The sequence below is a fragment of the Paraburkholderia sp. D1E genome, from assembly GCF_052682275.1.
Genome location: NZ_JBQYMB010000001.1, coordinates 3,684,013 through 3,703,671 on the forward strand (window position 1 = coordinate 3,684,013; position 19,659 = coordinate 3,703,671).

Here is a 19,659-nt window from a genome sequence, read left to right on the forward strand (position 1 = left end):
CCATGACATTCAATAAGTGGGGAACACTATGAACGCATCGCATAAAGTTCAACCTCATCACCTCGAGCGGGGTGCGTACCTTTACATTCGGCAGTCGTCGATGCGACAGGTCGTCGAGAACGTCGAGAGCACGAAACGGCAGTACGCCCTGCGTGGTCGTGCGACCGCGCTTGGTTGGCGCGATGACCAGATCATCACGATCGATAGCGATCAAGGTGAATCTGGAGCGTCGGCGTCCTGGCGGGAGGGGTTTCAACGGCTGGTTACTGATGTCGGCATGGGCCGGGCCGGCATCGTCATGGGCCTGGAGGTGTCACGCCTGGCGAGAAACAATGCCGACTGGCATCGCCTGCTGGAGATCTGCGCCCTCGCTGATACGCTGATTCTGGACGAAGACGGAGTATACGATCCGGCCAGCTTCAATGATCGGCTCCTGCTCGGGCTCAAGGGAACAATGAGCGAGGCCGAACTCCATGTTATCAAGGCCCGATTGCGTGGCGGAATCCTGAACAAGGCGCGCCGTGGCGAGTTTCGCTGTCGACTTCCGACAGGCTTCGTGTACGACGAACTCGGCAACGTGGTGCTTGACCCAGACTCGCAGGTCAGGGAGACAATCGCGTACTTCTTCGAGACGTTTTCACGGGTAGGCTCTGCCTGTCAGACAGTCAAGGTCTTCAAGAATGAGGGGCTTCTGTTTCCATCCCGCATGCGCAACGAGAAGCTGATAACCTTCCAGCCCCTCACCGCGTCGACCGCGCTCCGGACACTGAACAACCCGCGTTACGCAGGCACTTACTTCTATGGCCGGCGGTATTACCGGCGGACTGCTGATGGTAAGAGTCTGACTCGGAAGCGCGAACGTGACGACTGGCTAGCCTGCATCCCGGATGCCCATCCCGGGTACATCACACGGGAACAGTTTCAGCAGAATCTCGAGATTCTCAAGACCAATGGTCAAGGGTACGAGGTTGCGCGAGCGTCGCCGCCCAGGGAAGGCGCAGCCCTGCTACAGGGGCGCGCGGTTTGCGGGCTTTGCGGCCGGCACTTCCGGCTCCGGTACGCAACACGACGCGGACGACAGGAAGCGTGGTATATCTGCGATCGCGCACAAGGCACTCGTGGCGAACCCTGCTGCCAGTCGATTGCCGGAGCGCCTATAGATGAAGCGGTTGGTGCACTGGTCGCCGCCATGATGACTCCGGCCGCCGTTGAATTGGCGCTGGAGATTCGCAGAGAGATCGAAGCCCGCCACGACGAAGCAGACCGGTTGCGCCTTCGGGCCGTCGAACGCGCGCAGTACGAGGCTGATCTTGCACAGCGACGATTCATGCTGGTTGCCCCAGATAATCGTCTGGTCGCCGACACGCTCGAGCATGAATGGAACGACAAGTTACGCACGTTGGCCAACGCCAGGGAGGAAAGGGAGCGTAGCCAGCAGGAGGAACGTCTCGTGGTCGACGATGCAATCCGCGACCGACTCATCGCCATGACGACCGACTTCAAAACGCTCTGGCGTGACCAATCACTACCGAACCGTGAACGCAAGCGGCTACTCGCTTACATTATCGAGGATGTCACGCTGGTCAAACTGCCAGAAGAGGGAACAACCAGGATTCACGTCCGCTTCAAGGCTGGCAGGACTGAAACCCTGACGGCGCAGAATCCCCAAACCTCTGCACAACAGGTTAAGACCCGGCCAGAGGTCCTGGAACTCATCGACACGCTTCTCGACAGCCACATATGCTCCGAGATTGCTGACATCCTCAACAATCAGGGTATCCGCCCTGGTGGTTGTGTCCGGCCAGGTAAGGCCGACATCCGATTTACCGCGCTGCGCGTCGCATATCAGGCTCAGCGAAACGGGCTCCGCTCCCGTCGCGACAGACTGCGGGATCGTGGCATGTTGACGAGACTTGAGGCCGCCGCGCGGCTTGGAATCCATGAAGCCACGCTCGTCAGATGGGTGGAACACGGCATCGTCACCAAACACGCCTATAACGATTATGCGCATCTCTACGAAGTCCCCGATTCGAACCCACCGGTGAAGCATAGTAGTCGATGGGACCGGCTCGCTGACCGCGTAGCTGCGGTGCAGGCGACGAAAGAATCAAAACCCTCTCATCCAACCAAAGGAGTTGTAGTATGAAGCCAGATAGTTTGCAAGCAGCCATAGCCCGTCGCTGGTAGCCCAAAGAATTTTTACCAGGTCGCCGCGACGGCCGCGGAAGATGAACACGTGACCGCCCAGCGGATTCTCCTCAAGCGCCGTCTGTACCTTGGCGGCCAGGCCCTGGAAGCCGCAGCGCATGTCGGTCACCCCTGCTGCGATCCAGATACGTGTGCCCGCCGGCAGGCCGATCATCGCGACAGCTCACGGATCAACAGACGTAGCGTGGCGGGCGAGACCTCGCCGCGGATCCGCAGACACGCATTGCTGAACACCACCTCGCACACGCTCTCAACCACGGTGTTCACGCCCCCCGCGTCGCGCACCGTCACCGGGGTCGATTCGGCGGTGTCGGCGACAATGCTCACCGGCAACAGCGGCGCACTCTCCCGGGCAGGATCGGATATCGTGGGGTTGGGAAGCGACGGGATGCCGTAGGCACCTTGCAGATACTGCCGTCGCCATTTGAACAGCAAATTCGCATTAACCTCGTTGGCACGCGCAATCAACGCTACCGAGGCACCTGGCTCAAGTGACTGCTCTACCAGGCGCCGTTTGAACTCCGTAGGGAAATTCGGTCGCTTATATGCGCCACCGGCTGCGCGCGCCTTCAATGTATTGTCCACTTTGGTGTCCGCAATAATTTGGTGGACACCAAATTACCCAAACCCTCAATCCGCTGTCCATAACGGCCCAGACGAGCCGCTTACACCGCATACCTTCGTGGTCCATTTGCGCAGCAGGTTGGCGTTGATCCCATGCTCCTGTGCCAGACGGGCTACCGACACGCCCGGGCGCAATGCAGCCTCGACCAGCGCGCGCTTACCGTCCTCGTCATAGCGACGGCGCCCGTCGCGGCTTAGACGAACTACTCTTAACTCTGAGTCACTGCCAGCCATAGGTGTCCACCTCCACGTAGGTGGACACCTATGCTCCTCGCTCATGCCGCCAGCCGATAGACGTCGAAGATGGACCGCTTACAATCAACCGCAGGGGGCGTCCGGCGTCATCAACGGCCAGGTGCAACTTGGTGGTCAATCCACCTCGCGAGCGACCGAGCGCTTGCGGACCGTTTTTTTTCGAGCTCCGGACGAATGCTGGTGTGCGCGCACGATGGTCGAATCGATCAACACATGCTTGATCTCGGTTTCGTCGGCCACGGCGTGGATCACACGTTCCCACACACCCTTGCGGCGCCACCGGGAGAATCGCATGTACACCGTATGCCATCGGCCGAACGCCTTCGGCAAATCGCGCCACGGGCAGCCGGTCCGGCCGATCCAGAGGACAGCTTCGACAAACCAACGATTGTCGCTCGCCGTTCGCCCTGGATCGCCTTCCTTGCCCGGCAAGACGGATTCGATTCGTGTCCATACTTCATCGCTCAATAACGTTCGAATCATCTTGCCCTGCTCGCGCAAAAAACAAGATGTAAACACATTTCATCGAATGTAAACAGCCCCTAATACACCGCAGTCTCTTTTGCGTCACGGCCCGCTGGCGAGAGATTTGCATGTGCCTTGAACCATGCGAAGACTCGCCAGCCATGAGACCCGGCAAATGACATAGCGGTCAGCGACTGCGGCGCCGTTGTACCCCGCAGTCGGTTGCAACGTACAACTCCTCGTCATCGGAAGGATGTCTAAGCGACCGCTGCTTCCGGCGCTTGGGTGACACCAGTTGCCGCAACCGTCTTCTTGGTAGCGCCCATTTTTCTCTTTTGAGCCTTTTTAGCCGCGACCTTTTTCGTTGCAGTTGTCGAAGTTTTTTTGGTAGTCGTATTCTTGCCTGCCAAGGCAGCGTTCTTCGCCGGGCCCTTCGCTGCAATAGACTTCTTCGTCGGCTTGCGCGCCTCGACCGCAGCGCTGGCGTCCACTCCCGCGCCTGCACCATCTATCAAGAATTTGCTCCGGTCCGCGCCCAACCAACCTGGTACCCGACCTCGCCCGCTCCAGGTCGCTCCAGATTTCGGGTCACGGTACGTGGCCGGCTGAGGTCCCTTTCGCTGACCTTTGCCTGCAACTGCGCCGGCCGCCGAAGACGTCTTAACTGCGGCCTTCGCCTTACCAGTGGCACCGGCACTTTCGGCAATAGCAGTTTCAGCACCATCTGCAATCAGAAATCCGGTGCGGTCCTTCGCGCCAGCAATCCACGCCGGTGCACGGCCATACCCGCTCCAAGTTGTACCTGTTTTGGGGTCCAGGTACTTCGGTACTGGTTTAGCTTTTTCTCCATGGGCAACTTTCATACTACCGCTGGGCGCGCTGCCATTGAGCGCGTTGCCCTCACGCTTCGCCTTTGCTTTGGTCTCAATGTCAGCCGTGGTAAGACCGTGCTCCAACATCAATGCGCGAATCTGATCCACTACAACCTGCGCCTTCTTCGCCAGCATCGCGTCGGCTTGCGCCTGCAGTTTCTTAAGCTTTGCCTGAACCTGTTCCAATGTCGCCATGGCAATTCACCTTTTTGTTGAGAAAAATCGAACTATGCCACGCACTTGCCTTTTAATGCTATGGATTCAAACACAATCAGCCTCATTTTCATCTTATTCGCCTTGCAAGTGTAAGAAACGGTCGCCGAGCATCAGGATGCCGCCATCTGTTGGCCGCTAATTTGATAGGGTGAAATCTCCCCGGGCAGATTCGGGTAGCGCGCTTATGGGCTACCACAGCAGGACGGCGACGCCGATTCGAGCCGTTGGAGGACAACTCACACATGACTCCCCGGAGCGTCCCGCTGGTACGGCAAAGTGCAGGTTCCAGCCAGCACAAGGCGATTCTCGCCGGCGCCCTCCGGGCGACGATTGCATGGTAGAAGAAGCGCGAAAGCTCCTCCTTGCAGAGATCTGGACTTCACCGCGAAGAAGAAAGCGACAGCCCAGCTCCGCCCGGAAGCGGCGCGCATGCTCTCGGGGCTGCTTTAAGCAAAATACCGGCGACTGCTCGAAGCGCAGTGCTTTCTTGCGGGTGTCGGACTGATCCTGATTGACCCCGCCTATCCGCCGACCATCGGTGTGGTGAGATACGCAGCACGACTGGGCTGGAGTGTGCATGCTGCGGCGTCAGGTGTATCGTCCGTCCCAGACAGACGTTGACGGCGCGTTTGCTACGCGCCGGAACGGTTATTCGTGTGCCGGTGCGGGATGGCCATCACGCCCGCCAACTGTCTGCAGGGAAAAGCTGGGATCCGCGTGTGACTGCCTGCCGCGGCGTTCATGCAGCGCACAGAGGTGTGGTGCGCGAGCATTGACCAGCCACCCGGAGCGGCTCGTCGCCCCGGAGTGCGAAAGGTGCTCATGGTCGCGGCGGTAACTTCGCCCCCTCGACAGGGCAACCGCTTCCTCCGCGAACACAATCTGCATGTGCAGATTTCTGCACCTTCAAAACAGCGGTCAAGAAGGAGATGCTTGGTAGTTTGGCCGCAGAACTTCTGTCGCCCCCCTGAGCTTCGATTCGTGCCGTTCAAAGTCATTTCGGCTCGAGGTTCCATTGCGCGCGCGGCTCCTGCGACCTGGTTACTAGAATACGGTGCTTCTTGTCGCTTCCCATGACACTCGTAGCGGCAGTTTTCGCTGCATCGAGCACGGACGCCTTGGTGTCATCGGTAATCTTGCTATATTCGGCTGGAGGCAACTTAAAGCCAGTGGCGTCAAGTGAGATGGTCCGCCAAAATCCTTCATTTTTCATTTCATCGTGGAGTTTTTCGTACTTGTCCGCATCATGGTCAACTCCGATTAACTCAACTCGCACAGTGTAATTCGCCATAGCGCCTTTCCTCGATAGGAGTGACAAGCCAAATTGCTCGCCTCGCCATACCTCGCCCCTCTTCAGGACGCGAAAACGACGAAAATTCCCCTACCCCATTTCGCCTTCAGTACAGGTAGAAGCACAGGGATCAATTTTACATGTGCGTATGCACATAATTGGATGATCCTCCGAATCCACAACCGCTGTCAACCGATGGACGGGAAGCCCTGCCCGAATATTGGACGCATCGGCGCGATCGCAAACGCTCCAGATTCGCTAAAGCGAAGCGGCATATCTGTCCACAGACGGCAGGGGGCACGTCTCCGGGAGCGCCCAAAGAGGCGCTCCACACGACAGCAAGCCGGTTTTCGCCCGCAGGTATCGACGACGCGGATGGGCGTCGAACGAGCGGAATTTTTTCGGGCTTTGGGCGCCTTATGTAGTTGCGATTCCGTCGATGCATAACCTCGCATGGTGTGATCTGCCGCCGAGGGTCATCGACCAAAAGCGGGAAGTGTTTGAACAATTCGGATATCCGGTCAACAAAGGCTCGCATGGTGTGTGATAGATGCTCGTTCTGTGGACACACGACAGACACGGCAATTGACTTCGGTTTGTGCGCCGGAAGAAGTTCCCTCAATTCTCCGGAGCGTAGGTACGGCAGACTCGTGAGCTGGGGGATCTGTATGATTACAAGCCCCTTTAAGGCGCATGCCAGCTAGGCTTCTATGTCGTTGACTGCGACGCTCGAACGCAAACTTATGTCGACGGTTTTGCGGATGACCTGAAACTGCAAATCGGATGCACGGACTACCCATGGACAGGGATTTCGTATGCCGAAATGCGTCTGCAGTTCGTCGTACGACTGCGGAACGCCGCATTGCTCTAGATAGCGCGGCGCGACGACGCTGACAAGCTGCAGCGTGCCGATGCGCTTGGCCAAGAGGTTTGAGTCCGTCAGTGCGCCGAGCTTGATAACGCAGTCGACCGCTCTCCTGAAATGATATTGACGGGTCTATCACCGAAGTCGATCGTGAGATGAATGTCAGGGCAGCACCTTCGGAAGTCGTCCAGGGCCGGGATGATCAATAGCTTCCCGATAACACCCGGAGTATCGATGTGAAGTCGAGCTCTGCCCCTGTAACTTCGGACCGCATCACACTTGAATTGATGAATTATCGCCGCGCCTGAATCGCGCGGCGGGTGGCACTTCAACACGCTATGAGGATGGTGCTCGTTGCCATGCCCAGACTTGCAGCGAACTGTGCGCCGCTCGTGTTGACCACACGCACGTGGCACGGAAACATGAGACTCGCGCCGGCGTAAGAGAAGGACAGCGTTATTTGGCCCAGTTAACCGAGTAGCCCTGAACGGTAATGCGCCAACTACGCCCCCATATGACGCCATTCCGGCCGCCAGCGTACGAAATCACGGCGCGATAGACCTCAACTGCTTCCCGATAAGATTCCCGACGCAGATCATTGCGAGGGATGCCCCGCCAAGTATTGCAACAACCACGAGGAAGCCGGACGAAAACGAATGGGTGGCGTCTTTGAGCCATCCAAAAGCGATCGGCATCAATGCACCACCGATGCACCCTATTGTGCCAATAAGCCCGATTGCGCCCGGTGCGATCTGCTTGTGCAGGAACGACTGAGGAATCGTCCAGAAGATCGCTTGCCCCGCATAGACACCGATGTTGGCGATACCGAAACCCAACACAATCTCCGGCAGCGACTTCGCAAACGCGGTGAGCAGAAAGCCGGCGGCCGCGAGGGCGAATGCAACGGATGCATGCACAAAGCGGCTTCCCCGTCGGTCGGACCTCTTGCCAAGTGAGCGTGAGCACGTAAATCGATGGGAATTCGGGGCGTTTTGAGCAGCTTGCGTGATGTAGCGGAGGGGGTCTCCCTCAGGCATCTTGCACAAACGACGCCCAAGGGAGAGTCTCGTGTCTGCCAAGAACCGAGACTTCCCGAGTGTGCCACGTGAGTGCCCGCGATCCCAACTTCTATCACCTGCTGTTACGTATCGATCAGGACTACGCCGAACAGACCCGCGCGCAGCGTTGTCGCTGCGGTGGCGTACTCCATAGCGCCCGCTACCCGCGCAAGCCGCGCGGAATTTCATACGAAGCCCGCTGCCACTGCGGGTTCCGCTACAGCTTCTGCTGCGCCGACTGTCGCCGTCGTACCACGCCATTCTCGGTGCGCTTTCTCGGCCGGCGCGTCTACACCGCCGCAATCATGATTGTCGTCAGCGCCACGCGTGCGAGCGCCGGTACGGCCGCGGCAATGCGCCAGCTCGATGCGCTGGGCGTGCCGCCCTCGACGATCGCGCGATGGCGGCACTGGTGGACGACCGGGTTTGTCGGCACACCGCTCTGGGCGCTCGGACGGGCGGCGTTCGTGCCGCCCGTCGAGACCGCACAGGTGCCGGCAAGCCTGCTCGAGCGCTTCGCTACCACGCAGCCTGCCGAACCATTGCCATGGCTGCTGCGCTGGCTCTCACCGCTTACCAGTGCAAGCGCCGTGAGCACCCTGCGTGAGGGACGGTAACCGCCCGCAGAACTTGTCGCTCGCCCCCCTCGGACTGCGCCTGTAGTCTCGCCTCTCCCCCGAATCGCGGCGCGGTGCGCCGCATCCCTGGAGAGAGCATGACTGAACTTCACGATTTACCCCTGCGGGATCGTTGGGCGCGCCTGCGCTTTGCGGTCGTGGGCCCCCTGCTGGCAGCACCGCCTGAACCCGGGCAGGTGCGCGAACTCATCACCGCGCTGGCCGCCAAACGCTGGCGTCATCCCGTCACTGGCGACGATGTCCAGTTCGGCCGCTCCACCGTTGAGCGGTGGTTCTACCGGGCCCGCAAGGCGGCCCACGATCCGGTTGCGAGCCTGCGCGACCGCAAGCGCCCCAGCGGCGCCGGCGCAAGCCTGTCGCCTCAGGCGGTACAGGCGATTCGCGCTCAGTACCGCGAACATCCCGGCTGGACCTGCCAGTTGCACTTCGACAACCTCAAGGTCACGCTCGGCCCGGCGAACCTGCCGTCGTACACGACGGTGCGTCGTTATCTGCGTGCGCAGGGCCTGTACCGTGAACGCAAGCCGCGTCATACCAGCACCGGCGCGATGCTCGCACGCGATCGCCTCGAGAAGCTCGAGGTCCGCAGCTTCGAGGTCGAGCACGTCAACGCGCTCTGGCATCTCGATTTCCATCACGGCTCGCGCAAGCTGCTCACGCATGATGGCCAGTGGATCACGCCGATGCTGCTGTGCGTGCTCGATGACCGTTCGCGCGTCGTCTGTCACGCGCAATGGTTTCTCGATGAAACCGCACGTAGTCTGATCCATGGGCTCACCCAGGCGCTCCAGCGTCGTGGCCGGCCTCGCGCACTGATGACCGACAACGGCGCAGCAATGCTTGCCGAGGAGACGACCGCCGGGCTGCTCTCGCTCGGCGTGCTGCACCAGACGACCTTGCCATATTCGCCGTACCAGTATGTGGCGCACAAATTTATGTGGTCACTGACTCCACGCCGCAGATTCAGCAAAGCGCGGAGCCGGTGCCTTCTCACATAACATCTTCTACAGCGTGCGCAGGAAGGTCATGAGTTCCGGCTGATCCCGCCAGCGCTTTCCATGCTTCATGTCGACCACTGGAGCACAGGTTTCCAGCGCACGGGCCTTCGTTTCGAGATCCGTTTCGGCGTAAATGTTGGTAGTGTTGATCGAGACGTGTCCGAGCCAGGCCCGTACCGTGTTGATATCGACGCCCGAACGCAGGAGATGACAGGCCGTTGAATGTCGAATGATGTGTGGGCTTGCCTTCTTGCCGGAGAGAGAAGAGATTTGGATTGCCGCCTTTGCGGCGTGTCTTTCCACCATCGTGTGAATGCCGAAACGGGTCATCGGCTGGCCGTTGCGATTGACGAACAAGGGTTCCTCTGGATGACGGGAACCGGCGCAGAGTCGTAGCTGCTCGATGGTGCTTGGCCACAACGGGCATGTCCGGCATTTCTTACCTTTACCGAGAAGGCGCACGGAACGGACATGCCAGTCGATATCGGCGATTCTGACTGTACACGCCTCACTGGCACGAGCACCGGAGTTGTAAAGAAACAGGAGCAACGCATAGTCCCGCCTTCCTCGCGGTGAGGACCGATCTGGCGCCGCAAGCAAGGCGTCCATCTCGGGCTTGTCCAGATAGCTCACGCCGCCCTGGGTTGTCTTCTTGAACGGAATCAGGCGAATCTGCATGCACCATTCGACGTGTTCTGGACTGCTCTCGCCGATGAATCGCGCGAGCGCATGGATTCCGGCCAGACGCTGGTTACGCGTGGCCACCGAGCAGTGGCGGGCGTCTTCCAGATCGGCGAGGAACGCCCGGATCAGAGTGGGCCCCAGATCCGTAATCTTCAGCCGGTCGACGCTCTTTCCAACGCGGCGCGCCGCGAAGGGAAGAAGCTGCACGAGCACATCTCGATAGCTGGCCCTCGTGTTCGTCGACAGGTTGCGTTCCATCGTCAGGTGTTCGACAAGGAACCGCCTGATCCATGGGCCCAGCAGTGCACGGTCAGCCATGGTTGACCTCCATTGCGTAGCGCTCGAAGCGCAAGCTCGCCTCGTGCAAAAGTTCCGGCGTCATCGTGAGGTAACGCTGAGTGGCATGAAGGTCGACATGACCGAGATATGTAGCAAGCTTGGGCAGCAAGTCCTGGACATCGTCACCACGGCGATACCAGGCGACGACCCTGTGAACGGCTCCGGAGTGTCGAAGGTCATGCAGCCGAGGCTGCCGACGAGGTCCGCCGTCGCGCTCGATGCCGGCGTAATCACGTGCCCGGCGGAATGCAGCCTGCGCCATGTGTCTGGGTACCGGTCGTCCATCACGACAACAGAAGAAAGGGAATGCTTCCGATGCCGGATGCCTGTCCTTACGGATAACGAGATAGCTGCTCATCGCGCCCGTCAAATCCCGGCCCAGTGGAACAATCCTGGCCTTAAAGAATTTCGTTTCGCGCACCTGGAGGAGTGATTCGGCGAGGTCAACATCCGCAATGGTCAGGGACAGTGCTTCGCCTAATCGCAGCGCTGCACCGTAGAGCAGGATTAGCACGGCACGCAGTACGTAACCCTCGAGGTGACACCTGCCGGGACACGCTGCCGCACATGCAGCGAGCAGCTTCCGGAGCTCGTCCTGGGAGTAGATGTATGGCACGAACGCCGGAGTTGTTCGAAGGGGAATCCGATGCGGCAACGGTGACTGTGTGACGAGTCCGCGCGACAGCGCAAAGCGGTAGAACCCCGACAGGACGTTGTACTTCTTGACCCAACACTCCGTCACCGGACCATTGCCATTCAGAAAGACAAGCACGTGTGTGGCTTTGATGCGATTCATCGGTCGATCGCTCACCGCATTACGGAATGCGCGCAGCATGTGCTCTTCCGTTGCGAATCGATGGCCCAGCGATCGCTTATAGGCAAGGTAGAGCGAGATTGCATTGGAAAGATTCATAGCAGCCTCCCGAGATCAAGCTCCGCGACTCGGCGAAGAGCGCCGATGTCGACCTTCGTGTAGGCCATCGTTGAGTTGGCGCTGCGATGGCCGAGGTGATCACCAATCTCCTTGAGTGTGAAATCGGCGGCAAGCAGGTGCTCAGCGCAGGCATGCCTCAAACAATGCGCGCCTCGGGCATGGGAATGGATGCCAAGGGAGCTCATCCGGTTGCGGACGATTGCCGTGATGCTGTCCGCCGACAGCGCCCGGGTGGGCGCTGACAACGCCAGAAATAGCTCCCTGCATGCACAACGCGGCCTCACGTCCTGCAGATAGCGCAGGATGGCGTTCCCGACCTTGGTCAGGAGGGGGTATCTTTGTGTTCGCCTTTGCTTGGTGCGTCTGATCCAGATGATCTCGTTGTGCCAGTCGAGATCGTCAAGGCGCAGCATCGCAACTTCACCGCGGCGCAAACCGTAGAGCGCTAGAAGCAGGAGAATGGCGTGGTCACGAATGCCAGCCGGGCTGTCGTCAAGCGTCTCGGCGAGTAATCGCTGCACATCCTGCCAGGTTGGTCCTTGTGGAATTCCTTCGCGTGCGTAAACGCGGGGCGATGCGATTGCCGCAGGCAGATTCCCGGAGCACCACCCGCGCGCCGCTGCGAACTTGAAAAAGCTGCGCAGACTGTTGGTCAGTTGGCACAATGAAGCTCGCGACCACCCTTGGGCATGCATCTTCGACACGAAGACGTCGACATCGGCAATGGTGATTCCAGCCAGCGAGTCCAGGGTTCGCAAGCTGTCGACAAACCATGCCAATCGCTCCGACCGAGTTGAAATGGTCACTGGCGAAAGACTGCGTTCGTCCCGCAGGTACTTGGCGAATGCGTTGATCTCGCCGACGAACCTGCGTGCTACTGTTGCTTCAGCGAGCAGGCCCATGCTTCGAAGCCACGCTTCGACGAAACGCATGAAAAGCGCCCGGGATGACACGGCATCCGTGACGCCGCCCGGTTGCCGCAGAACGTGCATCCTGCACTCGATCGCGCGTTGGACATCGAGCGTTGTAAGCGCGCCTTTGTTCAGGTCCAAGGCAGGTGCGACGGTCATCAATATCCATGCGATCTTGACCTGCATGCGGCGCGAGTACCCTTGCTTCGCGCACGACTCGACGAACTGTTCCCTGGCCTCGGCATAGGGGCCGTTGCAATATCGCGCCAACACACCTGGGTACTTGAAAAGAGTCTCATACATGGCTTCGCCTCCTCAAAAGAGCGAGGCTAACCATCTTAGGCGGGGCGAAAATTATGTGGGCCGCGTCGCAACAAGACCGGCCAAAACAACCGCGTCGGCGCCGATCGCGCACATAAATTTGTGCGCCACATACTGGTACAAATGGGGGCGACATCATTTGTACCAGAACGCGAAGCAGGAGACGTTCTGGGCCCGCATCGAAGGGCGCGTGATGGCCATGCTCGAAGGCGAGCCCAATCTCACGCTCGAACTGCTCAATCAGGCCACCCACGCGTGGATCGAGCGCGAGTACCACCACGCGCATCATTCCGAGATCGGTGGCACGCCGCTCAAACGCTATCTGGCCGGCCCCGATGTGGGCCGCGAATGCCCGTCGAGTGACGCGCTGCGCGCCGCATTCCGTATCGACGTGACGCGCGCCCAGCGGCGCTCGGATGGCACCGTGAGTCTGGCCGGCACGCGCTTCGAGATTCCCTCGGCCTACCGGCACCTGCAACGCGTGCACCTGCGCTACGCGCGCTGGGACCTGAGCGGCGTCGATCTCGTCGACGCCGATAGCGGCGCCGTGCTGTGCCCGCTGCGGCCGCTGGACAAGGCCGCCAATGCTGATGGCCAGCGTCGGCGACTCGATGCCGTCAATGTCGAGCCGCCACCGGCCAGTGCGTCCGGCATCGCGCCGCTGCTACGCCAGATGCTGGCCGACCACGCCGCAACCGGGTTGCCGCCAGCCTGGATTCCCGCCAACTGGCAGGAGGAGGCATGAGCCAGCGTCTGCAAGCCCTCTACGGCCTGAAGTGGAACCCGTTCTCGCCGGAGCTTCCCCTCGAGGCGCTGTACGTGCCGCCGCGCGTCGAGAACTTCTGCTGGCGCATCGAGAACGCGCTCGTGCGCGAAGGCGGCTTCGCGATGATCCACGGCGAGCCGGGTACCGGCAAGAGCGTGGTCATGCGCGTGCTGGCCGAGAAGCTCGAGCGACTGACCGATCTGACAGTCGTCTCGATCAATCATCCGCAGAGCAACCTCGCCGACTTCTATCGCGAGATGGGCGACATCTTCGGTCTGGAACTCCGGCCGCACAACCGCTGGGGCGGCTTCAGGTCGCTGCGCGACCGGTGGATGTCGCACCTGCAAAGCACGCGCCGGCGCCCAATCCTATTGATCGACGAAGCGCAGGAAATGAGTCCCGGCGTGCTCAACGAACTGCGACTCATGGCCAGCGCCCGCTTCGATTCGCAGCCCCTGCTGTGTGTGGTGCTCGCCGGCGACACGCGCCTGACCGACAAGCTGCGGCGCGACGAACTGCTGCCACTGGGCAGCCGTATCCGTTCCCGCCTGGGGACCGAGAAGGCTTCGGCCGACGATCTGCTGGCCTGCCTCGATCATCTGCTCGCCAGCGCCGGCGCCCCGCAGCTGATGACGCCGCCGCTGCGCCACACGCTGTGCGAACACGCGCTGGGCAACTACCGCGTGCTCACCACGCTCGCCAACGAACTGCTCACCACCGCCGCGCAGCGCGAACTGTCCGAACTCGACGAGAAGCTGTACTTCGAGGTCTTTGCACCATCAACACAGTCCTCGCGCCGCACGCCAGCGCGTCAACCCAACGGAGCCCGATGACATGTCCCGTAAAGCATCACCTCACAAACCCAACGCCTCCCGGCGCCTGCCATTGCCCGAGCTCTCCGACGAGGCAGCCTACATGATGCAGTTCTTCATCGAAGACCTCTATCTGTGGTTCAGCCGCGCCTACGCCACCCAGATCCGCCGCTATCGCGAGCCCTGGTACCGCGGTCCGACACAGCCGCCACACCAGAGCATCGACGAGCCATTCTGAAACGACAACGGGAGCTTCATCGCTCCCGTTTTACTTCGTCCCTCGAACATCATTTATGTTGCTCATTGCCCCATCGATTTACGTGCTCACGCTCAGCCAAGCGCGACCATGCCGATCAGACCTATCAGCGGTGGAATTGAGGTCACGAGGCCCGTCTGAATCGGGCTCAGTTTGAATCCGTGCACGATCTGCGGAAGCCAATATGGCGGCGTGGTCAGGCCGCAATAGAGTGCTGCGTTGCAGGCCCCTAGGATGAGCACAGTGGGATTTGCCAAAGCCCTCCAAAGGCTTCCCGACTGCACCGCGACAGCCACCTTCGCGTCGCGCTCCAACGCACGCTCAAGGAGACGACGTTCGTCGACATTAAGCCAATGCGCTTCGGCAGGACGATTCGACAGATAAAACAACCCGGCAATTCCAAGGATGACCGCCGGCAGTCCTTCGAGAAGGAACAGCCATTTCCATCCCTTGATTCCTGCCACACCGTCCATCGAAAGGACCGCGCCTGATATCCACGCCGCAATGACATACGACACGGGAATTGCAAGGTTGAATATGGAATTGTAGCGTGCGCGGTAACGTTGTGGAAACCATTGACTGATGTACAGCATGACGCCTAGCAGTAGCCCCGCCTCGGCCATGCCGAGCATCGCACGAAGAATATAGAAACTAGTGGGGCCCGTTGCGCACGCCGTCAACATCGTGGTCAGCCCCCACAGAATGGCAATGCGCGACAAAGTGGCGCGCGCGCCCAAGCGGGCAAGCAACAAGTTGCTCGGTACTTCGAAAAGTGCATACGTGGCGAACATGATGCCGACGCCGAAACCGAACATCTGGGACGAGAGACCGATATCGCGATTCATCGACACCGCGGCAAACGAGATATTCCCGCGGTCCACGATTGCGCAAAAGTACAGTGCGATGAGAAACGGCATCAACCGTCTGCCGGCCTGCCGGATGATCTTGTCTTCATGGCCCTCGTCTAGTCCGACCACTACATTGGAGCGATCTCTAGCGGCAGGTTGTAGCGACGAATAGGACGACTCACGAACTGCCTGCATTGCATTTGCCTCAAGTATTCGTTTCATTCGATTACCCGTCCACACGTTCGACCGCCTCGGCGTCGGTTAAAGTGAGATATCCGTCGTCAACGCAGAGGACGTTCCGGAGCGTCGCACGTAGCAGTGCTACAGCATCTGTCGTACTGGACTGGTCTGCCCCCGAGAGCCTCAACCGCCTCCCGATGAATCCGTCCGGGCGTATAAGGAGCGCGTTGCCATGATCGAGGGAATAAAGCCGACTGAATCGGGGCTCTACGGCAAGGTATTCGCCGCCGCTTCCAAACGTGATTAGCCGTATAGCCACGCCGGTTTCTCGCCCAACTGCGACCACCGCTTCGCCCCACTGCCGGGTTTCGTGCTGAATCAGGAGCACAAAGCCGGTGCCCCAAAGATCCACTGTAGATCGGATCCGGCCGTTCCGGTCCTTCAGCCAGACGTGCGGCGCACGCACGCCGGGCACGGTGCTTTCTTTGTAGTCGGAAAGCGTGCTGGGCGGCGCTATCGCACCATCACGAATGACGGCAGACGAATCGTAGGTGGCGCCGAACTGAAACCCGGTGTGAAGAACGCTGTTGGCGCCATGCCGCTCTACGCCCTCGCGCAGGAACGCGAGGGCACGCGGGCTCAACTTGCCGGAGCGGCTAGCCTCGGGTTCGCCAACCAGCGTTGCGGCAATTAGCGCCTGAAAATTGAGCGAGTTGTAAGTGGCCGCCTTGACGGCCAACTCGGCCTTCGGCTTACGTTCGGCCTCGTAAGTGTCAAGCAGTTTCGACGACGCTTGCCGCCGAATCACGAGCGCGAGTTTCCACGCGAGGTTGTTCGCATCCTGAACGCCTATGTTCGCGCCGTAGCCACCCCACGGCGAGTGCCAGTGAGCGGCGTCCCCCGCGAAGAACACGCGCCCTTCCCGCCAGGAACGGAGTAATCCGGTCGTATAGTCGAACCGCCACGTCTTCACCACCTTCACTGGCAGATGCGGCATACCGAGCGCCCCGCGAATGCGCGCCAGCACCACCCCTGAATCGGGGAGCTGTTCTTCGTCGTGCCGGAAGCTGTAGCGCCAATATCCCGTCTCGGGATGCTGACTGCCGAACCAACCGGCGTAACGCGGGTCCAGAACGAACGAGTGAAAGAACCCATCTTGGCCCAGTGACGCATCAAGGTCTGCTTCGAATTCAGTCAGGATCTGGTTGCCGAAGGTCGGACCATGATCCTCCCCGCGCCCCAACTGACTGCGGACGAAGCTGCGTGCGCCGTCGCATGCCACCAAATAGAGTGCAGAGGCCGCGTATTCTTCACCTGAAGCCTCCCGCACTAACAGGTGGACGGCTTCGCCGGTATCCGTGACCTCGACGACCTCATGTCCGAACCGGAGAGAAACGCAGCTCCATCGGGCCGCCTGTCGATAGAGCGCAGCTTCGTAATCAGACGCAGGAATTTTGCGCGGATAAACCGGCGACAGTTCCTGCCATTTCTCCACGTACTCGCTTTCGATGCCGGATGACTGGCGAATTTCGGCAACCGGTCCCAACGCGACGCGGACGTAGTAGCCTTGGCCATTCGATGCGTCGATGGACCATCCGGCACCGTCAAGGAGATCCCAGACACCCCATTGCCGGTACAACTCGGCCGTCGATGCGTGGACGAACTGGCCCTTGGGGAGCTGGGTTGTATGGCAACGTTTTTCGAACAACACCACGCGCAGGTTTTCGCGGCCGAGCAAGTAGGCAAGCGCGAGCCCCACCGGGCCGCCCCCGCAGATTGCAACGTCATAGGGAGCGGGTTCCCCGACGGCATCCCGCAGCGATATACGCTTCATGCTTCGCCTCCGGTTTTTGCCCGCACCTGACGCTTATCCCGGAGCTTGTGCCATTCGGACCACGAACCGACGTACAAACGCACGGAGACGCCCGCTTCGGCAAGCGTCATCCAACTCAGCGCGGAGAGCACGCCACCTCCGCAGTAGACGATGACCTCGTGGTCCGGGAGCACCCCCGCCTTGGCATATTGGCTGGCGATGACGCGCTCCGGACGCAATCCGCCCGATGGCGTCCACAGGTCAGACGCGGGCGCGTTCAGCGCGCCCGGAATGTGACCGGCCTGATAGGCCGCCTCGTCGCGGGCATCCAGCAATACAACCGCGTCGCTACGACGATTGACCGCATGGAGATCGATATCGGCCAGATTGCCGGGTGACAGCGACAATAGACGCGCCGTACCGGCACGCCGAGGCGGCGCGTCGCCGCGCGCCACAGGTCCGCCAGCAGCCGTCCACGCCCTGAGCCCACCTTCGAGCACGCTGACGTGCTCCAGACCGGCCCAACGGAGCACCCACCAACCGCGTGCCGCTAGCGCTAGGGTTGGACCGTACAACACGATCTCGGTCTGCGCGTCTACGCCCCATGCATTGAGAGTGACGCGCAGGTCCTCAAGGCGACGCAACGGTAGATTGCCACTATGGGCAGTTGGCTGGGCAGCAAACACATCGCGGATCTGCGCGTGAACCGCCCCGTAGATGTGGCCGTCCCGGAACTTCTCGAGTTCCACGTCCGGATCGCCCAGCCTGACATCAACGAACAGCCTGTTGCCATTGGGTGTGGCAATCAACGTTTCGGCATCGACGAAGGGGCTATTCCGGTGTTTTTCGGTAAGTGACATTGCGTCGTGAATGATAGAAGATTCCCTATTTTCACGTGCAAGCTAGAAAAACCCTTACCACCGGCTGCACAAATGCACTTCCACGGGACGCTGAAAACTCGCTCCAGCGGCCCGCGCGAGCGCCACATCACCCGATGTCATATTCAAAGAGGAAATCGATCTAAGCGTGCGGCCTTACGAGCGTTACTCTGCCGGTCGAGTCCGTCCCGGCAGCCGCACATGGCAACGCGCGGGCCGCCCAGTTTCCACGAAACCGTTTGATCATGCGTGATGCGCCCCCCCTTTCCGGCTCCCCACATCTCCGATATTACGGCGGTGCCTTTGGTCGGATCTCCCTGCTGACCACGGCAGCGAGATTCGCCAGTCATGCACGTGAATGCGAGCAAGTCTTGATCAACATCGATGAAAGGCCGCTCGAGGTCGTTGTCGACGACAGGCCTTATCGCCTGTGCACGTTCGAGGCCGTGCTCATTCGTCCACGGCAGCTCTATGCGCTGCCCGCTCACGGCAATGCGGCGGGAAATGCCGCCATGGATCACGGCTCAGTTCTGATCAAGGCGTCCGCGCACCTGCGTCAACAGGCCGGACTAACGGAACTAGCACCCCGTGTCAACGTTCGGGGGAACAGCGTGGTCTCGCCCCGCGCGCAATCGCGCGACATGATTCGCGGCCTCCTGACCGAACTGACCAGCACCGATCCCCGTATCGCCAATGTTGAAGAAGCCGCGCGGGTGGTGTTCACGACCATCAGCGGCGCCATTTTGGCTAACTCGCCGTCGCGGGTCGATCCGCCCGCGCCGATTGAAGGCAAGCTGAAAGCGCTCATTGAGGATGCCAACACACTTTTATTCGACGACGCGAATGCATTTCGCCCCGTACACGATATCGCAAATGGATACCACGTCTCAGAGCGCCATCTTTTCGCTTCTTTTCGTAAGGCGACGGGGTTGACGCCTCGGGCCTTCTACAACATGAGACGACTGGAAATGGCCTTCGCGATGCTTCTCGACAAAAAACGGCGGATCGCAGATATCGCCTACGAACTGGGTTTCAGTGCTCCCCCGCATTTCACGCGGTTCATGAACACCAACACGGGCTGGACACCGACACGATACCGGCAAATGATCGACACTACGCCTCCGGAGCTGCGTGCATCGCTCGATCACACTGTCGCGTTCATACAGTTCGCCGAGGCGGGCATTCGCCGGCTGGAATAGCGCGGCTTGTCATGCGACGAGAATCCGTGAATTCCGGCGATGAAAGCGGGGCATTAGCCACGACGACCTCGACACGATCTCCTGCGAAGGAAAGGTTACGCTTATGTGCTTAGAGAAACTAAGCGGGGATGTGTTGGACTGCCATGAAGGCTGCTTACAACGTCATTTTCCATCGAGAGCCGCTCGCCCTCTACAAGGGTACCGCTTTCGCAACCGACAAACGTTGCC

At 60.2% G+C, this 19,659-nt stretch carries 18 protein-coding genes and 4 pseudogenes; 7 read left to right on the forward strand and 15 right to left on the reverse strand.

Going from position 1 to position 19,659, the window contains the following annotated elements; all coding sequences use genetic code 11:
* The first annotated feature begins 28 nt into the window (after positions 1-28).
* Complete coding sequence (locus ACUN0E_RS16580; protein ID WP_445567274.1) at positions 29-2,146, forward strand: recombinase family protein; 2,118 nt, start codon at positions 29-31, stop codon at positions 2,144-2,146.
* Here ACUN0E_RS16580 and tnpB read toward each other — a convergent pair.
* The 9 genes and pseudogenes from tnpB to ACUN0E_RS16625 form a co-directional block, all read right to left on the reverse strand.
* Positions 2,108-2,362, reverse strand: coding sequence for an IS66 family insertion sequence element accessory protein TnpB (gene tnpB / locus ACUN0E_RS16585; RefSeq protein WP_445565195.1), 255 nt, complete (start codon positions 2,360-2,362; stop codon positions 2,108-2,110). The two genes, ACUN0E_RS16580 and tnpB, sit on opposite strands and share 39 nt — an antisense overlap.
* Positions 2,359-2,793 (reverse strand): IS66-like element accessory protein TnpA, encoded by a 435-nt coding sequence (tnpA, locus tag ACUN0E_RS16590; protein ID WP_445565196.1) that lies wholly within the window; start codon positions 2,791-2,793, stop codon positions 2,359-2,361. The genes tnpB and tnpA overlap by 4 nt, the downstream gene beginning before the upstream one ends.
* Before the next feature lie 93 nt (positions 2,794-2,886).
* Positions 2,887-3,066: pseudogene (locus ACUN0E_RS16595) on the reverse strand (transposase); the annotation flags it as partial.
* 76 nt (positions 3,067-3,142) lie between these two features.
* Positions 3,143-3,570 (reverse strand): annotated as a pseudogene (locus ACUN0E_RS16600) (IS5 family transposase); the annotation flags it as partial.
* Between the two features lie 239 nt (positions 3,571-3,809).
* A complete protein-coding gene (locus ACUN0E_RS16605) occupies positions 3,810-4,619 on the reverse strand; it encodes an H-NS family nucleoid-associated regulatory protein (RefSeq protein ID WP_445567280.1) in 810 nt (269 codons plus the stop codon).
* A 1,015-nt stretch (positions 4,620-5,634) separates the two neighbouring features.
* Positions 5,635-5,931 carry a hypothetical protein gene (locus ACUN0E_RS16610; RefSeq protein ID WP_445567281.1) on the reverse strand — a complete coding sequence of 99 codons (297 nt, stop codon included), beginning with the start codon at positions 5,929-5,931 and terminating at the stop codon, positions 5,635-5,637.
* Positions 5,932-6,067: 136 nt separating this feature from the next.
* Positions 6,068-6,631 (reverse strand): LysR substrate-binding domain-containing protein, encoded by a 564-nt coding sequence (locus ACUN0E_RS16615; protein ID WP_445570453.1) that lies wholly within the window; start codon positions 6,629-6,631, stop codon positions 6,068-6,070.
* The gene (locus ACUN0E_RS16620; protein WP_445567282.1) at positions 6,632-6,856 is read right to left on the reverse strand and encodes a hypothetical protein; all 225 of its coding nucleotides are present in this window, start codon (positions 6,854-6,856) and stop codon (positions 6,632-6,634) included.
* Positions 6,857-7,341: 485 nt separating this feature from the next.
* The gene (locus tag ACUN0E_RS16625) at positions 7,342-7,713 is read right to left on the reverse strand and encodes a hypothetical protein (RefSeq protein WP_445567283.1); all 372 of its coding nucleotides are present in this window, start codon (positions 7,711-7,713) and stop codon (positions 7,342-7,344) included.
* Between the two features lie 188 nt (positions 7,714-7,901).
* Between ACUN0E_RS16625 and ACUN0E_RS16630 the strand changes: the two genes are divergently transcribed.
* Together ACUN0E_RS16630 and ACUN0E_RS16635 are read left to right on the forward strand one after the other, a co-directional pair.
* The gene (locus ACUN0E_RS16630; protein WP_445567284.1) at positions 7,902-8,471 is read left to right on the forward strand and encodes a hypothetical protein; all 570 of its coding nucleotides are present in this window, start codon (positions 7,902-7,904) and stop codon (positions 8,469-8,471) included.
* Positions 8,472-8,569: 98 nt separating this feature from the next.
* Positions 8,570-9,433: pseudogene (locus ACUN0E_RS16635) on the forward strand (DDE-type integrase/transposase/recombinase); the annotation flags it as partial.
* Between the two features lie 63 nt (positions 9,434-9,496).
* Here ACUN0E_RS16635 and ACUN0E_RS16640 read toward each other — a convergent pair.
* From ACUN0E_RS16640 to ACUN0E_RS16650, 3 genes are read right to left on the reverse strand one after another with little or no spacing between them, the layout of a single operon-like run.
* A complete protein-coding gene (locus ACUN0E_RS16640; protein WP_445567285.1) occupies positions 9,497-10,492 on the reverse strand; it encodes a tyrosine-type recombinase/integrase in 996 nt (331 codons plus the stop codon).
* Positions 10,485-11,426 carry a tyrosine-type recombinase/integrase gene (locus tag ACUN0E_RS16645; RefSeq protein ID WP_445567286.1) on the reverse strand — a complete coding sequence of 314 codons (942 nt, stop codon included), beginning with the start codon at positions 11,424-11,426 and terminating at the stop codon, positions 10,485-10,487. The genes ACUN0E_RS16640 and ACUN0E_RS16645 overlap by 8 nt, the downstream gene beginning before the upstream one ends.
* Complete coding sequence (locus tag ACUN0E_RS16650) at positions 11,423-12,661, reverse strand: tyrosine-type recombinase/integrase (protein WP_445567287.1); 1,239 nt, start codon at positions 12,659-12,661, stop codon at positions 11,423-11,425. The genes ACUN0E_RS16645 and ACUN0E_RS16650 overlap by 4 nt, the downstream gene beginning before the upstream one ends.
* A 160-nt stretch (positions 12,662-12,821) precedes the next feature.
* Here ACUN0E_RS16650 and ACUN0E_RS16655 point away from each other — a divergent pair.
* The 3 genes and pseudogenes from ACUN0E_RS16655 to ACUN0E_RS16665 form a co-directional block, all read left to right on the forward strand.
* Positions 12,822-13,424: pseudogene (locus ACUN0E_RS16655) on the forward strand (IS481 family transposase); the annotation flags it as partial.
* On the forward strand, positions 13,421-14,278 hold the full coding sequence (locus ACUN0E_RS16660) for an ExeA family protein (RefSeq protein ID WP_007175955.1): 858 nt from the start codon (positions 13,421-13,423) through the stop codon (positions 14,276-14,278). The pseudogene ACUN0E_RS16655 and the gene ACUN0E_RS16660, both read left to right, overlap by 4 nt.
* 1 nt (position 14,279) lies before the next feature.
* Entirely contained in the window at positions 14,280-14,495 is a 216-nt protein-coding gene (locus tag ACUN0E_RS16665) for a hypothetical protein (protein ID WP_042974467.1), read from the forward strand.
* A gap of 92 nt (positions 14,496-14,587) precedes the next feature.
* On the opposite strand, the gene ACUN0E_RS16670 is transcribed toward ACUN0E_RS16665, so the two are convergent.
* Genes ACUN0E_RS16670 through ACUN0E_RS16680 form a run of 3 tightly spaced genes read right to left on the reverse strand, consistent with a single transcriptional unit; the run spans position 14,588 to position 18,214 of the window.
* Positions 14,588-15,583 (reverse strand): MFS transporter, encoded by a 996-nt coding sequence (locus tag ACUN0E_RS16670; protein ID WP_445567288.1) that lies wholly within the window; start codon positions 15,581-15,583, stop codon positions 14,588-14,590.
* A 4-nt stretch (positions 15,584-15,587) separates the two neighbouring features.
* Positions 15,588-17,375 carry an FAD-dependent oxidoreductase gene (locus tag ACUN0E_RS16675; protein ID WP_445567289.1) on the reverse strand — a complete coding sequence of 596 codons (1,788 nt, stop codon included), beginning with the start codon at positions 17,373-17,375 and terminating at the stop codon, positions 15,588-15,590.
* Positions 17,372-18,214: a sulfurtransferase gene (locus tag ACUN0E_RS16680; protein WP_445567290.1), complete on the reverse strand. Its 843-nt coding sequence runs from the start codon at positions 18,212-18,214 to the stop codon at positions 17,372-17,374. Before ACUN0E_RS16680 ends, ACUN0E_RS16675 begins: the two co-directional genes overlap by 4 nt.
* A 389-nt stretch (positions 18,215-18,603) precedes the next feature.
* Between ACUN0E_RS16680 and ACUN0E_RS16685 the strand changes: the two genes are divergently transcribed.
* Complete coding sequence (locus ACUN0E_RS16685) at positions 18,604-19,431, forward strand: helix-turn-helix transcriptional regulator (protein ID WP_445567291.1); 828 nt, start codon at positions 18,604-18,606, stop codon at positions 19,429-19,431.
* Positions 19,432-19,659: the final 228 nt, after the last annotated feature.

Bases quoted from the DNA above. Each gene is read 5' to 3' on its own strand.
- ACUN0E_RS16645 (WP_445567286.1), bottom strand. From the start codon at position 11,426: ATGAATCTTTCCAATGCAATCTCGCTCTACCTTGCCTATAAGCGATCG.
- ACUN0E_RS16640 (WP_445567285.1), bottom strand. From the start codon at position 10,492: ATGGCTGACCGTGCACTGCTGGGCCCATGGATCAGGCGGTTCCTTGTC.
- ACUN0E_RS16660 (WP_007175955.1), top strand. From the start codon at position 13,421: ATGAGCCAGCGTCTGCAAGCCCTCTACGGCCTGAAGTGGAACCCGTTC.
- ACUN0E_RS16610 (WP_445567281.1), bottom strand. From the start codon at position 5,931: ATGGCGAATTACACTGTGCGAGTTGAGTTAATCGGAGTTGACCATGAT.
- ACUN0E_RS16580 (WP_445567274.1), top strand. From the start codon at position 29: ATGAACGCATCGCATAAAGTTCAACCTCATCACCTCGAGCGGGGTGCG.
- ACUN0E_RS16675 (WP_445567289.1), bottom strand. From the start codon at position 17,375: ATGAAGCGTATATCGCTGCGGGATGCCGTCGGGGAACCCGCTCCCTAT.
- ACUN0E_RS16670 (WP_445567288.1), bottom strand. From the start codon at position 15,583: ATGAAACGAATACTTGAGGCAAATGCAATGCAGGCAGTTCGTGAGTCG.
- ACUN0E_RS16650 (WP_445567287.1), bottom strand. From the start codon at position 12,661: ATGTATGAGACTCTTTTCAAGTACCCAGGTGTGTTGGCGCGATATTGC.
- tnpB (WP_445565195.1), bottom strand. From the start codon at position 2,362: ATGATCGGCCTGCCGGCGGGCACACGTATCTGGATCGCAGCAGGGGTG.
- ACUN0E_RS16680 (WP_445567290.1), bottom strand. From the start codon at position 18,214: ATGTCACTTACCGAAAAACACCGGAATAGCCCCTTCGTCGATGCCGAA.
- ACUN0E_RS16665 (WP_042974467.1), top strand. From the start codon at position 14,280: ATGTCCCGTAAAGCATCACCTCACAAACCCAACGCCTCCCGGCGCCTG.
- ACUN0E_RS16605 (WP_445567280.1), bottom strand. From the start codon at position 4,619: ATGGCGACATTGGAACAGGTTCAGGCAAAGCTTAAGAAACTGCAGGCG.